Genomic DNA, 19,039 nt, shown 5'->3' on the forward strand with positions numbered 1-19,039 from the left:
CCGGGTTACAAACGCTGTGGCTGGGCCTGGAACGTTGCCATGATATGGTCCGAGCCATACAAGAAACAAAGGAATTATTGGGCTGACTTATGGGTAAAGGGATGGGTATTAGTATTCACTAAACCGGTAGTGAGGGTAATATTTTTAATCCACAGTTCTTGTAACTGTAAATCTACACTGGTGCCATGTACGCCTATATTAGCTATGTGTCCGCCGGGGCGTACCACGTTCTGGCAAATATCAAATGTGGCTGCTATCCCAACGGCTTCCATTACCACGTCAATGCCATCTTTGGTCATAGCCATGAGCTCGGCTACGGCATCTTGAGTGGCACTATTGATGGTATCAGTGGCGCCAAAGGTTTTGGCCATTGCCAGCCGTGAATCATCCACGTCCACCATGATTAAACGGGCCGGAGAAAAAAACTGCGCCGTTAGCAGCGCCGCCATTCCAATGGGGCCGGCACCGATAATGGCAACAGTGTCACCGGGCTGCACAGCACCATAAAGCACGCCAATCTCAAAACCGGTTGGCAGAATATCACTGAGCATCACCAGTGCTTCTTCGTCTGTGCCGTCGGGTATATGGTACAAGCTGTTATCGGCATGGGGAGTGCGTACATATTCAGCCTGAGTACCATCGATCAAATGGCCTAAGATCCAACCGCCATCTTCGCAGTGGGAATAGAGTTGTTTTTTGCAGTAATCACATTTTCCGCAGGCACTGACACAAGAGAGCAGTACCCGATCACCTTTTTTAAAACGAGTCACGCCGCTACCGACTTGCTCGACAATCCCCACTCCTTCGTGGCCCAGAATCCGCTCTTTGGTGACCGCTGGCACATCTCCTTTCAGAATATGCAGGTCTGTGCCACAAATAGTGGTTTTAACGATTTTTACGATGGCATCGGTTGGCTGCAAAACCTTGGGAGTTGCGACTGTTTTTAATGATTTTACCCCCGGGCCACCGTAGACGACGGCCTGCATTTTTTCTGGCATAGCCATGACAAATTCCTCATTTGTATCCCTGTTTGAAGTTAGCCTTATCGTTAAATAGTCCACCTAGCTGGAGCGGCTGGCTCGGTTAATCTTAGTTAATAACCCTTAATAAGCAATGGGACTCAGTCTTGGTGTTGGCTGGGTCGGAGCTTTAACGTATGTTTGTTACTAGATGAAGCAATGGCTGCTCGTCATGACTAACGGCAAAGTATGTTACCGCCATGGAGCATGATTCTGGTCGAGTAGTTCACTATCCTTTTGAAGCGATTTGGCTTGCGGCTTCATGGCTTCTCTCTGGTTTCTGCCCAGTTTTGCCCACCACCGATTTTTGTGACTCAGGGTTACATCCTTGCTCAGCACCAGGTGCACCCCATAGCCGATGAGTACGCCCCACAGTGCTGATGACAGACCATATAAAGACAGGCCGGAGGCGGTGACGATAAAGGTGAGCAACGAAGCTTCGCGCTCTTTGGCATTTTCCAGGGCAGCTAATAAATTGCCGGTAATGGCGCCGAGCAGAGCAAGGCCCGCCAATACGGCGACAAAGGCGGCGGGCAGTGAGGTAAACAGGCTGACGATGGTGCCAGCAAACAGGCCGCCGACCAGGTAAAAGACACCGTTGAACACCCCGGCCACATAGCGACGAGTGTGATCTTCGTGGGCGTCTTTGCCTGCACAGAGAGAAGCGGTAATGGCGGCCACCACTATGCTGATGCCCCCAAACAGAGCCACGGGCAGTGACAACAGGCTGGTTACGCCTATTACCGGCCTCGCATTAACCTGATAACCGGCGCTATGTAATACGGCCATGCCCGGCAAAAATTGCCCGGTCAGGCTGACCAGTATCAGCGGCAGAGCTAGACTAAGGGTGGATGAAAGGGTCCATTGTGGGCTGATGAACTGTGGTGTAGCCAACTCCCAGTGAATACCGGACAGGGAAGCGCCTTCAAACTGCACGGCCAGCAAGACTCCGACCATCAACAACAAGACCAGTGTGTATCTGGGGCAGATCCGACGAAATACCGCATAGGCAACCAGCATGCCGATAGCCAGGCCCGGCGAGGTGTCGATGGCGGTAAAGGCTCCCAAGCCAAACTGCAACAGAATACCGGCCATCATGCCGGCGGCCACGCCTTTTGGTATGAGGCGCACCACGGCATCGAACAGACCAGAGACGCCAATCAACAACATAACGACGGCCGCAGTAATATAGGCACCAATGGCTTCGTTAAGGGATAATTCAGGAAACAGCGTGACCAGCAGGGCGGTACCCGGTGCCGACCAGGCGGTAACAATGGGTGCCTTGAGCCAGAGTGAGAGCAGTATGCCGGAGACAGCTGCACCGATCGAGATGGCCCACACCCAGGAGGTCATTAACTGTTCGGACACGCCGGCACTGGCACCTGCCTGAAACAGGATGGCAAGGGGCCCCGCATAAGACACCAGTACCGCAAGAAAGCCGGCGGCAACGGCGGATAACGACAGATCGCGCAGAAAGGACGACATAATTCAGCTCCTTTGAATCAGGGTGAACAATAAAAACAGCCCCGGCACAGGCCGGGGCTGTTTTGTCATTGGCCGGCAATCAGCTGTCGGCGGCGACCCTGGTGCCATCGGTTGTCTGCTCGGCGACAGCCTGGCGCCGACCAACCAGCGCAATGGCGACGGTGGCGATGGCGCCGGGCACGGCCAGTGCCAGAAAGTTCATCTGGTGTGGCAATGCCATCGCCAGCAGGGTACCGCCGAGCATGGGACCCAGGATGGCGCCGTTACGGCCGATGCCGGATGCCCAGCCGAGGGCGGTGGAGCGAATGTTGGCCGGGTAATACTGGGCCACATAGGCGTACAGCAGGATCTGCGAGCCGATGGTGGTGGCCCCGGCCACGGCCATCAGACTGTAAAGCAGCCACATCGGATGCGGATAACCGAGCGACACCAGCGAGGCGGACGCCAGCAGGAAGAAGCTCACCAGCACAGAGCGCAGCGAGAAACGGTCAGCCAGCCAGCCACCGCCCACAGCCCCCACGATGGCACCAATGTTCAGCACCATCAAAAACATCAGGCTGGAGCCCAGATTATAACCGGCCGCAGACATCAGCTTTGGCAGCCAGGAACCCAGCGCATACACCATCAGCAGGCAGCAGAAGAAGGCGGTCCAGAACATCAGGGTGCTCAGGTTGCGACCACCGCGGAACAGTTCCAGTACCGGCGCTTTCTGTACATTGACGGGTGGAACCACCAGCTTGTCCTGACGAGTAATGTGCTGGCCTGGATCGACCTTTTTCAACAGTTCGCGAGCTTCTTCCTGGCGATGCTGTGCCATCAGAAAGGCCACGGATTCGGGCAGGTACCTGATCATCAGCGGCAACAGCAACATAGGCACAATGGCCAGGTAAAACATGATTTCCCAGCCGTAGTTGGGCACCATCCAGATCCCCAGGCCGGCCGACATCATGCCGCCTACCGCATAGCCGCTGAACATCAGCGCTACCAGGGTACTGCGGCTTCTCTTCGGCGAATATTCACTCATCAAGGACACCACGTTGGGCATGACGCCACCGATTCCCAGACCGGCAATAAAGCGCAATATGCCAAATTGCCAGGGATTGGTCACCAGGCCGTTAATGCAGGTGGTGAGGCTGAACAGTACCACGCAGATAAGGATGGTTTTTTTACGCCCGAGTCGGTCCGACAGCATGCCGAAACCCATGGCGCCAAACATCATGCCGAACAGCGCGCTGCTGCCCAGCAGGCCAGCCACATAGGGGGTAAGGCTCCATTGCTCCATCAGCAATGGCAGTACCACGCCATAGATCACCAGATCGTAGCCGTCAAAAATAATAATGAGGGAACACCAGAACAGCACCCTCCAGTGAAAGGGGGTAAAGTTGGCGTTGTCTATGGTTGCGTTGACATCGATATTTCTCATTGGGGTATTACTCCGAGATTGTCCTTAAAGTCTGGAGTGAGAGGGCACGCGTCCCTCCCGTACATACAAAAAAGGCGGCCCTTCCATTAGGCTGCCTTCTTTTTTACATCAGCCCAGATCCCCACCTGCGACGGGGAGTATGGTGCCGGTGATATAGCTGGCATCGTCGGAGGCAAGGAACAGGATGGCACCTGCCTGCTCGTCCAGAGTGCCGTAGCGATGCATGAAGCTGGTCGCCCTGGTCTGTTCAATCAGTGTCTGGTACCACTGTTGCTCGCGCTCGCCCTGCGCTTCGGTGTTGCGCGGGGTCAGCCGGGGCGGGGCTTCGGTGCCACCGGGGGCGGTGGCGTTGACCCGAATACCCAGCTCGGCGTACTCGAACGCCAGGGCCACTGTCAGGGCGTTCACCCCGCCCTTGGCCGCGGCGTAGGGCACCCGCATCAGGCCGCGGGTCGCCACGGAAGACACATTGACGATCGCGCCCCCCTCGCGTTTCAGCAGATGAGGCAATACGGCCCGACAGCACCAGAGGGTGGGAAACAGCGATCGCTGCACTTCTTTCTGGATCTGTTCCGGGCTGTAATGTTCGTAGGGTTGCGCCCAGATGGTGCCGCCGACGTTGTTGACCAGGATGTCGATGCCACCAAAGTGCTCGGCGGCTTTGGTCATCACGCTGTCGGCACCGTCCCAGGTTTCCAGGTTGGCCTGTACGGCGATGGCCTCTACGCCCTGCTGGTTCAGCTCGGCCGCCAGCTCGAATACATGGTCGGCCAGATCCACCAGCACCAGTCGGGCACCTTCTGCCGCCGCCCGTTCGGCCACACGCCGGCCGATACCCTGGGCGGCACCGGTGATCACCATCACCTTGTCGGTGAAACGGGGCGTCATGCGACCGCTCCCGCCACCGCAGAGACGCTGGGGCTGAACTTCTCGTAATGGAACGAGGTTGGCTTGATGCCCTGCTCGCGAAAGTAACCCAGCACCGCGTCCACCATCGGCGGCGGGCCACACAGGTAGACATCCACCTCACCGTGATGGATGGGCGCATCTTGCATGTGGTTGGTGACGTAGCCCTTGAGCGGATGAGCACTGTCGGCGCTGGCCACCACGGTCTTGAAGCTGAAGTTCTCTATTCCGGCGGCAAATTGCTCCAGTGCCTCGACACACACCAGATCGTCATCGTTGGTGACACCGTAGATCAGATGGGTCGGCTGCTCGGTGCCCTTGGCCTTGAGGTGTTCCAGCATGGCGAGGAAGGGCGCCAGGCCGGTGCCACCGGCCAGCATCAACACCGGACGTTCCACCGGGCGCAGGTAAAAGCTGCCCATGGGACCGGTGAGTGTCAGCGCGTCTCCGGCCTTGCACTGACCATTCAGATAACTGCTCATCAGGCCGCCGGGCACGTTGCGGATCAGGAAGCTCAGCTCCCGGCTGCCAGGCCTGGAGCTGAACGAATAGGCACGGACCTCTTCGGTGCCCGGCACTCGAATATTCACATACTGGCCCGGCAGAAAGGCAATCTCGTCGTCTGCGGTGACCTTCAGTTCGATGGCGGTGGGAGAAATCAGGTTCACCTCGAGCACACTACCCTGAACCCTGGCGATGCCGGTCTTGCACATACTGGACGCGACGGGGATGTCTACCACACAGTCGCTGGCGGGCACCATCTGGCAGGTCAGGATCATGCCTTGCCCGGCTTCATCGCCGGTCAGTGCCTCGTCTATGTACTCGTCACCCAGATCGAACTTGCCCTGATGGCAGCTGCCCTTGCAGGTGCCGCATACGCCATCGGAGCAGTCCATGGGCAGATTGATGTTCGAGCGGTATGCCGCATCCAGTACGGTTTCGCCTTCGTTGCAATTAATAAAGCGAGTGACGCCGTCTTCAAAGTTGAGCGCGATGTTGTAACTCATGTTGGTTTCTCCCCACCCCTTACAGGTGATAGATATCAATCACCTGATTGATGTAATCGTTGTTCAGAATTACCTTCTTCTCGGTGATCAGAGGCTGCTCGCCGCTTATGTCCAGGGTGTAGAAGGAAGTACCAAAAAAGCATTCTGTCTTGTGGTAACGATGACTGTTGGTCTGCCAGTTGAAGCGCAGCTTCACCTCTTTATCTTCCTGAGACAGGATCTCCAGATTGGTGGTCAGGTGAGTCGTGCGGGGCTCGGGCAGCGAGCTGGCACCGGAGCGTTCGGTTTTGATCCGATAGACCCTGTCTTCCAGGCCATCACGGTTCGGATAGTAGATCAGAGAAATCTCGCGTTGGGGATCTTCGGTCAGCTGATCTTCGTCATCCCAGGCCGGCATCCAGTACACTACGTTCTCGCTGTAGCAGTTGAGCCACTCATCCCATTGGCGGTCGTCCAGCAGGCGGGCTTCACGGTAGATAAATGCCTGAATTTGTTCAAAGTTCATTCTGATGCCTCCATGGACGTAATCGAAATAAGACGAGCGCGCTCTGTCTCAACCGCCTGCAGCATCTCGTTAACCCAGTGCTGGTGATGGGTGACATACAGGCCTTCGTCTTCCGGCTTGGTGCCGCTGAGAATCGGCTTGAGGCCGATGGTGTCGGCGCCGGCATCCGGGCCTTCAATCCAGTGGGCGGCGCCCCGGCTCATGTCGTTCCACTTAAGGCCGCTGGCCTCGTAGCCCTGTTGGCAAGCGCGGAATTCTTCGAGATCGTCCGGGGTACCCATGCCGCTGACGTTGAAGAAATCTTCGTACTGGCGCAGACGCTTGGCGCGATCCGCCGCCGGCTCGTTTTTCGGTGCCCAGCAGTAGATGGTGATTTCGGTCTTGTTGACGGCAATCGGACGCAACACCCGGATCTGGGTGGAGAACTGATCCATCAGATAGACGTTGGGATATACACACAGGTTTTTGGTGGTATTGACGATGGCATCGGCGCGGGCGTCGCCCACTTTTTCCTGCAGTCGTGCTAACTGGTTGAACACGGGGCGTACCTGGGGGTTGGTCAGCTGGGTCCACAGCATCATGTGGCCATGCTCGAAGCCATAAAATCCGCCTTCGTTGGACCAGCTCTTGGCATCGACCGCCTCGGTGCCGCCTTTTTCGTAGTTGCGCTGACCCATGGTAGACAGGTAGTTCCAGTGTACCGTGCCCACATGATAGCCATCGGCGCCGTTCTCGGCGGTCAGTTTCCAGTTGCCTTCGTAGGTATAAGTAGAGGTACCGCGCAGTACTTCGAGACCATCCTCTGCCTGGTCCACCATGTTGTCGATGATCTTGGTGGTTTCCCCCAGGTATTCGGTCAGTGGCAGCACGTCTGCATTCAGGCTACCAAACAGAAAGCCACGGTAAGACTCGAACTTCGGCAGCCGCTTCAGATCGTGGGAGCCGTCGGTGTTGAAGTTTTCCGGGTAGCCACCTTTCTTCTGATCGCGGGCTTTCAGCAGCTTGCCGTCGTTCTTGAAGGTCCAGCCGTGGAAGGGGCAGGTGAATGAGGCCTTGTTGCCGCGCTTCTTGCGACACAGGGTCGCGCCACGGTGAGAACAGGTGTTCAGCAGCGCCTGCAATTCGCCTTCCTTGGTGCGGGTGATCACCACCGGCTGGCGACCGACGGTAGTAGTGTAATAATCACCGGGATTTTTCAGCTGGCTTTCGTGGGCCAGGTACACCCAGTTGCCTTCGAAGATGTGTTTCATCTCCAGATCGAACAGTTCCTGATCGGTGAAGACGCCACGGTCACAGCGATAGTGGCCGGTAGTCGGGTCGGCTTCTACCGCGCCCCGGATTTTCTTTTCGAGTCGGTCGAGTTGGCGAGTCATGTTTCATTACTCCATCTGGCGCTGCCGGCCTTTTCGGGCATCAGTAGTCCCGGGCCGCCTGCTCATGACAGGCGGTCGGCTCACAAACAGCGTGGAATTAAAGGTTCGGTATCAGGTAGCTCAGCTTTCCAGGGCGCGCTGGCGCTCGTGGCGGCTTTGCCGATCGGCCTTGTCGGTCGATACCAGCTGGATGTTGAATTCCACTCGGGTGAACGGCGTGTTCAGGCCGTACTGCTCTGCTCTGGCGGCATCCTTGACACGAACGGCGTCCACGACCAGCTCTTCTCGAGTGGCGAATGCGAAGTCATCAAAAGTGTATTTGTCACCGGCCAGGTTGATCTGGGTGGTCAGGTGCTTGTAGCCCGGCTTGGAAACGAAATAATGAATATGCGCAGGGCGGTTGCCATGGCGACCCAGCAGGTTGAGCAGTGCCTGGGTGGAGCCTTCTGGAGGGCAGCCGTAACCTGACGGAATGATACTCTGGGCGGTGTAACGACCCTCGGCGTCGGTCTTGATGCCGCGGCGCAGGTTGTATTCGCTCTGGGACTGGTCGAAGTAGGAGTATGCGCCTTTCAGATCGGCGTGCCAGATTTCGACCAGGGTATTGGGCAGGGGCTTGCCGTCCTGATCGGTGACTACACCGGTGATGAGCATGGTATCACCTTCCTGGGTGCCGTCGTCCATGCGGGCAAAGCCGTCGGAGACTGGGGCTCCGGCCACATACAGGGGGCCTTCGATGGTGCGCGGTGTACCGCCGGCCAGACCGGCCTGCTCGTCTTCGGCATCCATGCGGATATCCAGGTACTTGTCCATGCCAAGGCCCGGGGCCAGCAGGGCGGCTTCGCCGTTTTTGCCCAGCTCGTTGATGTAATACACGGCGCTCCAGAATTCTTCCGGTGTTACATCCAGATCTTCAACCATCTGAAAAATATCGTGCATCAGACGATGGATAATGGTTTTAACGCGGTCGTTACCACCGGTCTGGTTCAAACCGGCTACTTTTTCCAGCAGCTCGACGACTTGCTGAGTGTCCATGGTTTTGACTGTCATTGCTTGGCTCCTTGCATCAATTTTAATTTTTATGTTATTGCGATTTGGGCACTTCAAAGAATTAACGATCATCCGCATGGATGGAGGACGGGTGTCGGCACAGGGGCGCAACGCTGATGTCCATGTAGGGGAACAGTGGTAGGGCGCTTATCAGGTCCTGCAGTTCGGCGTTGTCGGTCACATCGAAGATGCTGACGTTGGCGTAGCTGCCGGCTACTCGCCACAGGTGGCGCCACTTGCCCTGGGTCTGCAGTTCCTGGGCGTAGGCTTTTTCCCGCGCCTTGATATCGGCAATCACGTCGGCCGGGATGTCATGAGGAATATTTACTTTCATCTCGACTTTGAACAGCATGGGTCTTTCTCCGTTGGGTAATGAATGCGACTGTTTTTCTGGCGGTAGTATTTGCGGCGCTATTATTTGCGGCGATAGTAGGTCAGCTTGTCTTCGTCTATCTCGACGCCGAGGCCCGCCCCGGTAGGCAGCGCAACGCCGTTGTCATGAAAGTTCAATCGCTTTACTACTATGTCGTCTTTCATCAGCAGCGGGCCGAACATCTCTGTGCCCCAGTGAATCTTGTCGAGCGTGGACCAGGCATGCAGCGCGGCCACGGAGCCGATGGTGCCTTCCAGCAGGGTGCCGCCATAGAGGCCGATACCGGCGGCCTCGGCCACTCTGGCAACGTCCAGCGCCCGCAGCGGGCCGCCCGCCTTGGCAATTTTCAGCGCCACGGCACCGGCGAAGCCGGCGGCGGCCAGGCTGAACATGTCTTTTGCATCGGCCACGGCTTCGTCGGCCAGAATGGGCAGATGGAATTTTTCGGACAGGCGCACCAGGGCCGCCAGATCCTTCATCGGGGTCGGTTGCTCGACCAGATCGATACCGGCCGCTTGCAGCTCGGCCATGCCTCTGGCGGCGGTGGCTTCATCCCAAGCCTGATTGACGTCTACTCGTACGCTGGCGCTGTTGCCTACCGCTGCTTTAATGGCGGCTACATGGCGAACATCGTCCATCAGCGTGCGAGAGCCGATCTTCAGTTTGAAATCACAATGACGCTTGGCGGCGATCAGGCTTTGGGCTTCGTCGATGTCTTTCGCGGTATCGCCGCTGGCCAGGGTCCAGAGCACGGGAATGTGCTGATGCACGGCACCGCCCAACAGGTCGGACACCGAGCGGTTCTGGCGCTTGCCCTGCAGGTCCAGCAGGGCGGTCTCGATGGCGGACTTGGCCAGGTTGTTGCCCCGGGTGCTGGTATTCAGCCTTACCTTAAGGGTATTGATATTGTCTGCCGGCTGGCCTAACAGCAGAGGAGCCAGGTAAGTATCTATGGTCAACTTGACACTTTCAGGGCTTTCCGCGCCGTAAGCCAGGCCGCCGATGGTAGTGGCTTCCCCCAGTCCTTCGATACCGGCAGAGTCTTTCATACGTACGATAACCATGGTCTGTACGCCCATGGTAGTCATGGAAAGCTGGTGCGGACGTATTGTCGGAATGTCGACCAGAATAGCTTCAATGGACTGAATGGTTGCAGACATGTAATCTCCTAATGCTGCCCGGTTACTTTTGTTGCAGTAAGGTTACTTTTTTTGTGTGGATGTAAACCAATACTGATTAAGTCAATATCAATACCTTGGAGGTATGGATGGAGTTGAGGCATCTGCGATATTTCGTGGTGGTAGCACAGGAGCTGAATCTGACCCGGGCGGCTGAAAAATTGTTTATCGCCCAGCCGCCGCTAACCCGGCAGATCAGGCAGCTGGAAGAAGAGTTGGAAGTGCAGTTGTTTATTCGCAAACCCCGGGGGCTGGAATTGACTCAGGGCGGCCAGTATTTTTTGCAACAGGTCCACGGCATTCTGGACAAGCTTAATGCCAGTATTGAGGGCACTCGTCAGGTGGCTCAGCACCGCAAAACGGTATTTTCTATCGGGTTTGTGCCATCGGTATTTTATGGACAGTTGCCCTTGATGGTGCGACGCCTGCGCCGTAACAAAAATCTGGAAATCGTGCTGCACGAGCTGAAATCCCAGGAGCAGATAGAAGCGCTCAAGAGTGGGAAAATCGATATCGGGTTCGGTCGCATAGGTATAGAGGATCCGGACGTTAACCAAGAGGTCCTGTTCAATGAACCCTTGATTGTCGCCGTGCCGGCTGATCATCCCCTGACCAGGCAGCTGCCCACCATGCAGCAACTGGCCGAGGTACCCATGGTGACCTTTCCTGCCGGCAGCGGTCCCAATTTTTCCGATATGGCATTGGGGCTGTTTCACCGTCGGGGCCTGAAGGTACAGGTAATCCAGCAGGTTAACGATTTGCAGACGGCGTTGTCACTGGTGGCCTNGAGTTCGTCACTGTCGTCGATGAAAACATTACTACGCCGGTGATCGTATCGCGGCGGCGTGGTGAAAACCCCAATGCGGTGATGAGATTGGTGAATACCATATTGACGGAGCTGGTAGAAAACCGGCTGAGCGGGCGTTATCCCTGATATGCCCACTGCTGGCCGGATCCGGCATAAGAAACAAGCAGCCAGAGCTCGCCACCACCCGTTAACCCACCGCCGTGTGTATCAGGGCGGCCTTTTCCTGCAGCAGCGGCAAAAAGCGTCCGATCAGTGTTTCCATGTCTACCCGGCCAGCGTTGGTACTGATGTTGATCGCCCCCAGTAGAAAGCCCTGCTGATCGAATACCGGCACCGCCACCGATCGCAGGCCGGAATCCAGTTCCTGATCGACGATGGCGTATCCTTGCTGGCGCACCTCTTCCAAGACTTTACGCAATTCATTGCTATCCACAATGCTTCGCTCTGTGTGAGCCTGCAGCCGGGTCTGTGTTAGAACCTCATCCAGTTGGGCACTAGATAACTGAGCCAACAGCACCCGTCCCATAGAGGTGTAGGCGGCGGGCAGCCGGGTGCCGACCGACAGCTGTATTGCCATCAGCCGGTGCTCGGCGGCGGAGCGGGCGATATAGACCACCTCGTCGCCGTCGAGGATGCCGAGCGAGGTGGACTCGTTGATTTGGCGGGTGATGTCTTCCAGATAAGGCTGGATCATGGTGCCGTAGCGGTTGACCGACAGAAAGGCATGACCCAGTTGCAGCACCTTGGGGGTCAGCTCGAAATGACGGTGCTGTTTCTTCAGATAATCCAGCGCATGCAGGGTGAGCAGAAAGCGGCGGGCCTTGGCCCGGTTCATGCCGGTTTTGGCCGCTACTTCGCTCAGGGTCATACGCGGGCTGTTCTGATCGAACGCCTGTAATACCTCCAGTCCGCTGGCCAGCGCGGTGACGAAGTCGCGATCGTCCGGGTTGAGTTTGTCATCCTGATTCATGCCGTGTTTCCTGTCGCGGTCTCGTTGGATAGAAGTGCCACCTATGGTAGCAAAAGTTCGCATTGCGAACATGTATCATGCGTTATTTCCCCCATGCCTTTAAAACGTACCTCCAGGTAAAAAAATAATCATTTATTTTACAAGTGGTTAGGTGTTTTATTCGGCAGGGGGCGATTTTTGGGGTTTGCGAGACTGGGAAAAGAGTGCAAAGATGTTCGCAATGCAAACATCTAGTTCGCCATGCGAACTTTTTGAATTCACTCAGGGAGGCAAACACTCATGGCCCAATTCATGAGCTTGCACGACGCAGTTGCTCGTTATGTCCAGGATGGCGCTACCGTCGCCATGGAAGGCTTTACCCATCTGATCCCCTTTGCGGCGGGTCATGAAATTATTCGGCAGGAAAAGCGCAAGTTGACGCTGATCCGCATGACGCCCGATATCCTCTACGACCAGTTGATTGGTGCCGGTTGTGCCGAGCAGCTGATCTTTTCCTGGGGTGGCAACCCCGGTGTCGGCTCTTTGCACCGGCTGCGCGATGCGGTAGAGAAGGGTTATCCCCAGCCGCTCGAGATTTTCGAACACAGTCACGCGGCCATGGCCTGTGCCTATGAAGCGGGCGCCGCCGGCCTGCCGCTGGCGGTATTGCGCGGTTATATCGGAAGCGATCTGCCCAAGGTTAACCCGCAGATCCGTTTTATCGACTGCCCCTTCACCGGTGAACGGCTGGCGGCGGTTCCTTCGGTGCGGCCCGATGTTAGCATCATCCATGCCCAGCGTGCCGACCGGCAGGGCAACGTGCTGGTGTCCGGCATCGTCGGGGTACAGAAAGAAGCCGTGCTGGCGGCCAGGCACAGTATTGTCACCGTCGAGGAAATCGTCGATGACCTGCAGGCCGAGCCCAATGCCTGTGTGATCCCGGGCTGGGCCATCGACGCCATTGCCGAAGTGAAAGGCGGTGCTTCACCGTCTTATGCGTATGGCTATTACCCGCGTAACAACAGTTTCTACAAGGAATGGGATGCGATCGCACGGGATCGCGACAGCTTCAATAACTGGCTGCAAGACAACGTCTATAACCGGGGAGGGCAAGCCCAATGACACTCGCATACAATGCTTTTGAAATGATGACGGTCACCGCCGCCCGCGCGCTGCAGAACGGCATGACCTGTTTTGTCGGCATCGGCCTGCCCAGCGAGGCCGCCAACCTGGCCCGGCTGACTCATGCCCCCGAAGTGGTGCTGATTTATGAATCCGGTACCCTGCAGACCAAGCCCGATATATTGCCGTTGTCCATCGGTGACGGTGAACTGTGCGAGTCGGCCCTTACTACTGTGGCGGTGCCCGAGATGTTCCGCTACTGGTTGCAGGGCGGCCATATCGATGTGGGTTTCCTCGGTACCGCGCAAATAGACAAGTTCGCCAACCTCAACACCACCCTGATTGGTGATTACCAGGCACCCAAGGTACGGCTGCCCGGTGGCGGCGGTGCACCGGAAATCGCCAGCAATGCCAAAGAGGTGTTCATTACCCTCAAGCATTCGTCGCGGGCCTTTGTCGAGGCGGTAGACTTTATTACCACCCTGGGTTTCGGCCGTGATGGCAAGGGCCGTGATGGCGTACCCAACATTGGCCGTGGGCCCACCAAGGTGATTACCGATCTGTGTGTGCTGCAGCCTAATGCGGACACCAAAGAGCTGGTGGTCACCTCGTTGCATCCCGGTGTGACCCGTGAGCAGGTAAGCGAGGCCACCGGCTGGCCGGTACGCTTTGCCGAGCCGCTGGCGCAAACGGCCGAGCCCAACGCCGAAGAGCTGGAGATACTGCGGGCGCTCAAGGCCAGAACCGCCGCCCACCATGCCAAATCCATCTCATCGGAGGCCGCGTTATGAAGCCTGTCTATCTCTGTCACCCCAGACGTTCGGCCATCGGTCGCTTCGGTGGCACCCTGGCATCGGTGCGCCCCGATGACCTGGCCGCCCAGGTATTCAAGGCGGTACTGGCCCAGGCACCGGATCTGGACCCCGCCGCCATCGAGGAAGTCATCATGGGCTGTGGTAACCAGGCCGGTGAGGACAACCGCAACGTGGCGCGTATGTCTGCTCTGCTTGCGGGTCTGCCGGTGAGCGTGCCCGGCACCACCATCAACCGCTTGTGCGGCTCCGGCATGGATGCGGTGGGTACGGCGGTGCGTGCCATCAAGGCCGGCGAGATGGATCTGGTACTGGCCGGCGGCGTGGAGTCCATGTCCCGCGCGCCTTTTGTGATGGGCAAGGCGGACTCGGCCTTTACTCGTGGCCAGAAAATAGAAGACACCACCATCGGCTGGCGTTTTATCAACGCGCAGATGAAGGCCCGGTACGGTGTGGACTCGATGCCGGAAACGGCAGAAAACCTCGCCGAACAGTTCGGTATCTCGCGGGAAGATCAGGATGCCTTCGCCGTTAAGTCTCAGCAAAAAGCGGCGCGGGCGCAAAGCGAAGGTCGCTTTGCCGAAGAAATAGTGGCAATAGAAATTCCCCGCCGCAAGCAGGAGCCGCTGCTGTTCGCCGATGACGAGCACCTGCGTCCGGGCACCAGTGTGGACAAGCTGGCGGCCCTGCCGACGCCGTTCCGTGAGGGTGGCAGCATTACCGCCGGCAACGCCTCGGGCGTGAACGACGGCGCCGCCGCCATGCTGATCGCCAGTGAAGCCGCCGTGCAGCGTCATGGCCTCAAGCCGATGGCCCGTATTCTGGGCATGGCCACCGCCGGGGTTGAGCCGCGTATCATGGGCATAGGGCCGGTGCCGGCGGTACGCAAGCTGCTGGAACGCCACCAGTTATCAATAGATGATATCGACTTGTTTGAGTTCAACGAAGCCTTTGCCGCCCAGGCGCTGGCCTGCATGCGCGAACTGGGGCTGGACGATAACGACTTGCGGGTGAACCCCAACGGCGGCGCCATCGCCCTGGGCCATCCGCTGGGCATGTCCGGCGCCCGTCTGCTGCAAACCGCCGCCCATGAACTGCACCGCCAGAACAAGCGTCTGGCCCTGTGTACCATGTGTGTGGGGGTCGGCCAGGGTATTGCGACCCTGATTGAACGGGTGTAATACCAAACAGATTAAATAACAGAGCTATTTTGGTGCTCGGTAAAGGTCGGATAAAGGGCTTGCTCCTCCGACCCGCTCAAGCATATCCCTGTGACGCTCAGCACATGACATCCCTGTCATATGATGGTCGGAGGAACAAATCCCTTTATCCTCCTTGATGAGTCGTAGTGGTCTGTTGGCACTGTCCGCCAGTTCAGGAGTATCGGCCTTTTGATCGATTTACCTGAACGGGCTGTTTTTATTTGAAGTTGGGAGGCTGAATGTCTTTTCTGGAAATTGATGGCCGTACGGTTGGCTACCGTTTGCTGGGCGATTCTGCGTTGCCGCTGGTGGTGTTAGCCCATCCGCTGGGCATGAGTCAGGCGGTGTGGGACGAATTGCTGCCCATGCTGCTACCTCATTACCGGGTGCTGAGCTGGGATCTGCCCGGCCACGGCAGCAGCGCGGCCTGGCACGGTGAGGCGATTACGCCTGCCAATCTGGCGAACGAGCTGCTGGCGCTGGTTGATCTGGCTGGCATAGCGCAGTTTCATTTCGTCGGCACTTCCATCGGTGGCGTCATCGGTCAGCAGTTGCTTGGCCAGGCGCCCGAACGGCTGCTGTCGGTGACCCTGACCAATACCTGTGCCGTTATCGGTACGGCAGAAGCCTGGCAAACCCGGGCTGCGGCGGTGCGTGAAAAAGGTCTGGCTGCCATGGCGGTAGACATAGTGCCGCGCTGGTTCGGTCCCGCCGCCGGTCTGGCCCAGCCAGCCCTGCTCAAGGGCTGGAACACCATAATGGGACGCGGCGACGCCAACAGTTATGCCTTGTTGTGCGAGATGCTGGGGCGTGCCGACTTCAGTGAGCAACTCAAGGGCCATGAGGTGCCGCTGTTGCTGATTGGCGGCAGCGACGACGTGGCCACGCCACCGGCATCGCTGCAAACCCTGGCCGAATGCTGCGGCGTCGGTGAGCCGGTGATCCTGAACAAGGTGGGCCATGTGCCTTCGGTTGAAGCCCCGGAAAGCGTTGGCCACTTGCTGCTGGAACATATCAGCAAGATTTGATGTCATAAACTGACTAGGGCTCATTGTGCGGTGAGACCACACCATATCACCGTCGCCATTTCAGGGGGAGAAGCGCTACTTTTTATTCAGGAGAGTGACTTCTTCCCCGATCAAAGCTATCCCAATACGGCGGGTCGCCGAAGTATCCTTCCATAAAATCGATAAAACATCTGACCTTGCTGGCCAGCAATTTTCGGTGCGCATAAACGGCATACAGGCCCATGGCATCCGGTTCGTATTGCGAAAGAATCACCTTGAGCTTGCCTTCGGCAATGGCGGGTCCGCAAATAAAGGTGGGTTGAATGATAATGCCGGCGCCTTCAATAGCGGCCTTGACCAGCACTTCTCCGTTGTTACTGACCATGTTGCCTCTTGGTTCGAGCCCGGTCGTCCGTCGCCACTCATGGGCGGGAAAACTGTTGTTGTCTTCCATGTAGCTGTAGTGCAGATAGCGGTGATTTTTCAGCTCTTCCAGCGTCGAGGGCATACCGTGCTGTGTCAGATAAGCAGGAGAAGCGCACATCACCAGCCTGATCGGGACAATAAATTTGGCAATCATGGACGAGCTTTTCAAACGGCCGATGCGCAGGGCAATGTCGAAGCCTTCTTCCACAATATCGACCTTTCGGTCGTTCAGTTGCAAATCGACACTTACCGACGGATGAGCGCGCTGAAAGTCACAGAGCAGGGGAGACAGATGCAGGGTGGAAAAAGACACCGGGGCGCTGATACGTAGTTGCCCTTGTGCACCTTCCTGCAGATCATTGAGTTGGCTGTCCATGTCGTCGATATCATCCAGCACCAATTGGGCGCGCTGGGCGTAACGGGTTCCGGCTTCGGTAAGGTGTATCTTGCGGGTAGTGCGATTGAGCAGGCGTACACCTAGCCGCTCCTCCAGCCGAGATACATACTTGCTGACCAGTTGTGGTGACATGCCCAGCTTCTCTGCTGCACGAGTAAAGCCGCCTTCGGTGACCACGGTAACAAAGGCGCGCATGGCATCGATACGATCCATGAAAATACCTGTCTGGAATGAAAACACCATTATCAACGAAATGTTTATAATTAAGCAATGTTATCGCTATTAATCTTTTTAAATACGGATAGTAGAGTATGCCTCATATCCGGGTCTCTATTGTCAGGGGCCTCCAGCATCATCTTTATTCGAGGGAATTCCATGAAAAATCAATTGGCACGGACATTGTTCAGCAGTACCGACGGTTATGCGGCATTGGTGCTGCGGGTACCCGTCGGGCTGATCCTGGCGGCCCACGGCGCGCAGAAACTGTTTGGCTGGTTCGGTGGCTATGGCCTGGAAGGGACCGGTCAGTGGTTGGCGAGCATCGGCCTGGCACCGGGTTACCTGATGGCTCTGCTGGCCGGTGGCGCCGAGTTCTTCGGGGGGTTAGCGCTGGTACTGGGACTGTTGACTCGCCCGGCGGCACTGGTGTCGGCTTTTGCCATGCTGGTCGCCATTTTCGCCGTGCATATCGACAATGGCCTGTTCATGTCCAACAACGGCTACGAATATGCCCTGACATTATTCGCGGCCACACTCGCCCTGGCTATTCAGGGAGCGGGACGGCTCGCGGTAGACAGAATGTTGCTGAAGCGTTTTGGTGGAGCATCATACTGAAGCGTGCGCTTAACTGACGGTAAAGGAGTCACCACCATGAGTGCAAAACCGAATGTTCTCTTTATCTCCCACGGTGGTGGCCCCATGCCGTTGCTGGGAGACCCGAGCCATCGAGAAATGGTGGTTCGGCTCACGGAGATAGCCGACACCCTGTGCAAGCCCTCTGCAATACTGGTTATCAGTGCCCACTGGGAAGAAACGGTGCCGACCATTACCTCGGGGGCCAACCCGTCTCTGATCTACGATTACTTCGGCTTTCCGCCGGAGTCTTACGACATCGAGTATGCATGCCCCGGTGAGCCTGTGCTGGCGAGGCAGGTCCACGACGTGCTGGCAAAGGCCGGCATTGCTGCACGACTCGATGAGCGAAGGGGCTTTGATCACGGCCTGTTTGTGCCACTCAAACTGATGTACCCACAGGCGAATATTCCGTGTGTGCAGTTGTCATTGGTCAACAGCCTGGAGGCCACTACGCACCTTGTGATCGGTCGTGCGTTACAGGCACTGGATTACGAGAATCTGCTGGTGATTGGTTCCGGTTTCTCCTTCCATAATATGCGAGCCTTCTTTGCGCCAGATACTCCGGAAATTCAGACTGCCAACGAGGCGTTCGAAGACTGGCTGGAAGAAACCTGTAGCAATGCAGCCATGAAGGAATCCGAGAGAATGGAACGACTGGCGCACTGGGAGCGCGCCCCCTATGCCCGATTCTGTCATCCCCGGGAGGAGCACCTGCTGCCGTTGCACGTCTGTTATGGGCTGGCGGAAAAGCCCTGTGCTGCCCATATATCGGCAACGGTCCTCGGGAAAAAATCGGGAATACTATATTGGGGAACGGAGGCTCTGGTTGCTGTGCCTCCTGAAGGGTGAACCAAGGCGGTCATCAACCATAATTCCGACTCTGGCCAAAAACAATACCGGGTGATATGAAATGCACAACGGCTGAAAAGAGAGCCCTGTGCTAGGTCTGATGGTCACCAGACAAATCATGTCAACTTCGCCATTTCCACAAAGCCCTGCTCATTTGAGCAGGGCTTTGTGCGTTTCTTCTTGATCGACATGTCAAGTCGTTCAATCACTGCGACCAAGTGCATATTTGGCCGAAGGAGCATGAGGCGCTATCTCTGGCATGAACAGCGGCAATGTCTTCAATACCTTCTGTA

At 57.0% G+C, this 19,039-nt stretch carries 19 protein-coding genes; 7 read left to right on the forward strand and 12 right to left on the reverse strand.

Annotated features, from left to right (window positions below; all coding sequences use genetic code 11):
• Nucleotides 1-74: 74 nt before the first annotated feature.
• The 10 genes from IEW52_RS04915 to IEW52_RS04960 form a co-directional block, all read right to left on the reverse strand.
• Nucleotides 75-1,004 carry a zinc-dependent alcohol dehydrogenase family protein gene (locus IEW52_RS04915; protein ID WP_229667797.1) on the reverse strand — a complete coding sequence of 310 codons (930 nt, stop codon included), beginning with the start codon at nucleotides 1,002-1,004 and terminating at the stop codon, nucleotides 75-77.
• A gap of 207 nt (nucleotides 1,005-1,211) precedes the next feature.
• Nucleotides 1,212-2,504, reverse strand: coding sequence for a benzoate/H(+) symporter BenE family transporter (locus tag IEW52_RS04920; RefSeq protein WP_188628960.1), 1,293 nt, complete (start codon nucleotides 2,502-2,504; stop codon nucleotides 1,212-1,214).
• Between the two features lie 79 nt (nucleotides 2,505-2,583).
• The gene (locus IEW52_RS04925) at nucleotides 2,584-3,927 is read right to left on the reverse strand and encodes an MFS transporter (RefSeq protein WP_188628961.1); all 1,344 of its coding nucleotides are present in this window, start codon (nucleotides 3,925-3,927) and stop codon (nucleotides 2,584-2,586) included.
• A gap of 108 nt (nucleotides 3,928-4,035) precedes the next feature.
• Nucleotides 4,036-4,815 (reverse strand): benzoate diol dehydrogenase BenD, encoded by a 780-nt coding sequence (gene benD / locus IEW52_RS04930; RefSeq protein ID WP_188628962.1) that lies wholly within the window; start codon nucleotides 4,813-4,815, stop codon nucleotides 4,036-4,038.
• A complete protein-coding gene (benC, locus tag IEW52_RS04935; RefSeq protein ID WP_188628963.1) occupies nucleotides 4,812-5,840 on the reverse strand; it encodes a benzoate 1,2-dioxygenase electron transfer component BenC in 1,029 nt (342 codons plus the stop codon). The genes benD and benC overlap by 4 nt, the downstream gene beginning before the upstream one ends.
• A 19-nt stretch (nucleotides 5,841-5,859) precedes the next feature.
• Nucleotides 5,860-6,345, reverse strand: a complete 486-nt coding sequence (benB, locus tag IEW52_RS04940) for a benzoate 1,2-dioxygenase small subunit (RefSeq protein ID WP_229667798.1) — start codon at nucleotides 6,343-6,345, stop codon at nucleotides 5,860-5,862.
• Complete coding sequence (locus IEW52_RS04945; protein ID WP_188628964.1) at nucleotides 6,342-7,718, reverse strand: Rieske 2Fe-2S domain-containing protein; 1,377 nt, start codon at nucleotides 7,716-7,718, stop codon at nucleotides 6,342-6,344. The genes benB and IEW52_RS04945 overlap by 4 nt, the downstream gene beginning before the upstream one ends.
• A gap of 120 nt (nucleotides 7,719-7,838) precedes the next feature.
• Nucleotides 7,839-8,768 carry a catechol 1,2-dioxygenase gene (gene catA / locus IEW52_RS04950; protein WP_188628965.1) on the reverse strand — a complete coding sequence of 310 codons (930 nt, stop codon included), beginning with the start codon at nucleotides 8,766-8,768 and terminating at the stop codon, nucleotides 7,839-7,841.
• Between the two features lie 61 nt (nucleotides 8,769-8,829).
• Nucleotides 8,830-9,120 (reverse strand): muconolactone Delta-isomerase, encoded by a 291-nt coding sequence (catC, locus tag IEW52_RS04955; protein ID WP_188628966.1) that lies wholly within the window; start codon nucleotides 9,118-9,120, stop codon nucleotides 8,830-8,832.
• 62 nt (nucleotides 9,121-9,182) lie between these two features.
• Nucleotides 9,183-10,301: a muconate/chloromuconate family cycloisomerase gene (locus IEW52_RS04960; RefSeq protein WP_188628967.1), complete on the reverse strand. Its 1,119-nt coding sequence runs from the start codon at nucleotides 10,299-10,301 to the stop codon at nucleotides 9,183-9,185.
• Between the two features lie 107 nt (nucleotides 10,302-10,408).
• Between IEW52_RS04960 and IEW52_RS04965 the strand changes: the two genes are divergently transcribed.
• Nucleotides 10,409-11,149 (forward strand): LysR substrate-binding domain-containing protein, encoded by a 741-nt coding sequence (locus IEW52_RS04965; RefSeq protein WP_229667799.1) that lies wholly within the window; start codon nucleotides 10,409-10,411, stop codon nucleotides 11,147-11,149.
• Nucleotides 11,150-11,314: 165 nt separating this feature from the next.
• On the opposite strand, the gene IEW52_RS04970 is transcribed toward IEW52_RS04965, so the two are convergent.
• On the reverse strand, nucleotides 11,315-12,097 hold the full coding sequence (locus IEW52_RS04970) for an IclR family transcriptional regulator domain-containing protein (protein ID WP_188628968.1): 783 nt from the start codon (nucleotides 12,095-12,097) through the stop codon (nucleotides 11,315-11,317).
• Nucleotides 12,098-12,376: 279 nt separating this feature from the next.
• Between IEW52_RS04970 and IEW52_RS04975 the strand changes: the two genes are divergently transcribed.
• The 4 genes from IEW52_RS04975 to IEW52_RS04990 all read left to right on the forward strand — a co-directional run bounded on the left by IEW52_RS04975 (nucleotide 12,377) and on the right by IEW52_RS04990 (nucleotide 16,240).
• Nucleotides 12,377-13,198: a CoA transferase subunit A gene (locus IEW52_RS04975; protein ID WP_188628969.1), complete on the forward strand. Its 822-nt coding sequence runs from the start codon at nucleotides 12,377-12,379 to the stop codon at nucleotides 13,196-13,198.
• Entirely contained in the window at nucleotides 13,195-13,989 is a 795-nt protein-coding gene (locus IEW52_RS04980; protein ID WP_188628970.1) for a CoA-transferase subunit beta, read from the forward strand. Before IEW52_RS04975 ends, IEW52_RS04980 begins: the two co-directional genes overlap by 4 nt.
• Entirely contained in the window at nucleotides 13,986-15,191 is a 1,206-nt protein-coding gene (gene pcaF / locus IEW52_RS04985; protein WP_188628971.1) for a 3-oxoadipyl-CoA thiolase, read from the forward strand. The genes IEW52_RS04980 and pcaF overlap by 4 nt, the downstream gene beginning before the upstream one ends.
• Nucleotides 15,192-15,451: 260 nt before the next feature.
• A complete protein-coding gene (locus IEW52_RS04990; protein ID WP_188628972.1) occupies nucleotides 15,452-16,240 on the forward strand; it encodes an alpha/beta fold hydrolase in 789 nt (262 codons plus the stop codon).
• An 82-nt stretch (nucleotides 16,241-16,322) separates the two neighbouring features.
• Here IEW52_RS04990 and IEW52_RS04995 read toward each other — a convergent pair whose 3' ends face one another.
• Nucleotides 16,323-17,255, reverse strand: a complete 933-nt coding sequence (locus IEW52_RS04995) for a LysR family transcriptional regulator (protein ID WP_188628973.1) — start codon at nucleotides 17,253-17,255, stop codon at nucleotides 16,323-16,325.
• A gap of 162 nt (nucleotides 17,256-17,417) precedes the next feature.
• On the opposite strand from IEW52_RS04995, the gene IEW52_RS05000 reads away from it, so the two are divergent.
• Complete coding sequence (locus tag IEW52_RS05000; protein WP_188628974.1) at nucleotides 17,418-17,876, forward strand: DoxX family protein; 459 nt, start codon at nucleotides 17,418-17,420, stop codon at nucleotides 17,874-17,876.
• 36 nt (nucleotides 17,877-17,912) lie between these two features.
• The gene (locus IEW52_RS05005; RefSeq protein WP_188628975.1) at nucleotides 17,913-18,746 is read left to right on the forward strand and encodes a DODA-type extradiol aromatic ring-opening family dioxygenase; all 834 of its coding nucleotides are present in this window, start codon (nucleotides 17,913-17,915) and stop codon (nucleotides 18,744-18,746) included.
• Nucleotides 18,747-19,039: the final 293 nt, after the last annotated feature.

Origin of the sequence: Oceanisphaera marina, from assembly GCF_014643915.1 — a bacterium.
Taxonomy (GTDB): domain Bacteria; phylum Pseudomonadota; class Gammaproteobacteria; order Enterobacterales; family Aeromonadaceae; genus Oceanimonas; species Oceanimonas marina.

Excerpts from the sequence above, each read along its gene's own strand:
- IEW52_RS04915 (WP_229667797.1), bottom strand. The coding sequence starts at position 1,004 with ATGGCTATGCCAGAAAAAATGCAGGCCGTCGTCTACGGTGGCCCGGGG.
- IEW52_RS04920 (WP_188628960.1), bottom strand. The coding sequence starts at position 2,504 with ATGTCGTCCTTTCTGCGCGATCTGTCGTTATCCGCCGTTGCCGCCGGC.
- IEW52_RS04925 (WP_188628961.1), bottom strand. The coding sequence starts at position 3,927 with ATGAGAAATATCGATGTCAACGCAACCATAGACAACGCCAACTTTACC.
- benD (WP_188628962.1), bottom strand. The coding sequence starts at position 4,815 with ATGACGCCCCGTTTCACCGACAAGGTGATGGTGATCACCGGTGCCGCC.
- benC (WP_188628963.1), bottom strand. The coding sequence starts at position 5,840 with ATGAGTTACAACATCGCGCTCAACTTTGAAGACGGCGTCACTCGCTTT.
- benB (WP_229667798.1), bottom strand. The coding sequence starts at position 6,345 with ATGAACTTTGAACAAATTCAGGCATTTATCTACCGTGAAGCCCGCCTG.
- IEW52_RS04945 (WP_188628964.1), bottom strand. The coding sequence starts at position 7,718 with ATGACTCGCCAACTCGACCGACTCGAAAAGAAAATCCGGGGCGCGGTA.
- catA (WP_188628965.1), bottom strand. The coding sequence starts at position 8,768 with ATGACAGTCAAAACCATGGACACTCAGCAAGTCGTCGAGCTGCTGGAA.
- catC (WP_188628966.1), bottom strand. The coding sequence starts at position 9,120 with ATGCTGTTCAAAGTCGAGATGAAAGTAAATATTCCTCATGACATCCCG.
- IEW52_RS04960 (WP_188628967.1), bottom strand. The coding sequence starts at position 10,301 with ATGTCTGCAACCATTCAGTCCATTGAAGCTATTCTGGTCGACATTCCG.
- IEW52_RS04970 (WP_188628968.1), bottom strand. The coding sequence starts at position 12,097 with ATGAATCAGGATGACAAACTCAACCCGGACGATCGCGACTTCGTCACC.
- IEW52_RS04975 (WP_188628969.1), top strand. The coding sequence starts at position 12,377 with ATGGCCCAATTCATGAGCTTGCACGACGCAGTTGCTCGTTATGTCCAG.
- IEW52_RS04980 (WP_188628970.1), top strand. The coding sequence starts at position 13,195 with ATGACACTCGCATACAATGCTTTTGAAATGATGACGGTCACCGCCGCC.
- pcaF (WP_188628971.1), top strand. The coding sequence starts at position 13,986 with ATGAAGCCTGTCTATCTCTGTCACCCCAGACGTTCGGCCATCGGTCGC.
- IEW52_RS04990 (WP_188628972.1), top strand. The coding sequence starts at position 15,452 with ATGTCTTTTCTGGAAATTGATGGCCGTACGGTTGGCTACCGTTTGCTG.
- IEW52_RS04995 (WP_188628973.1), bottom strand. The coding sequence starts at position 17,255 with ATGGATCGTATCGATGCCATGCGCGCCTTTGTTACCGTGGTCACCGAA.
- IEW52_RS05000 (WP_188628974.1), top strand. The coding sequence starts at position 17,418 with ATGAAAAATCAATTGGCACGGACATTGTTCAGCAGTACCGACGGTTAT.
- IEW52_RS05005 (WP_188628975.1), top strand. The coding sequence starts at position 17,913 with ATGAGTGCAAAACCGAATGTTCTCTTTATCTCCCACGGTGGTGGCCCC.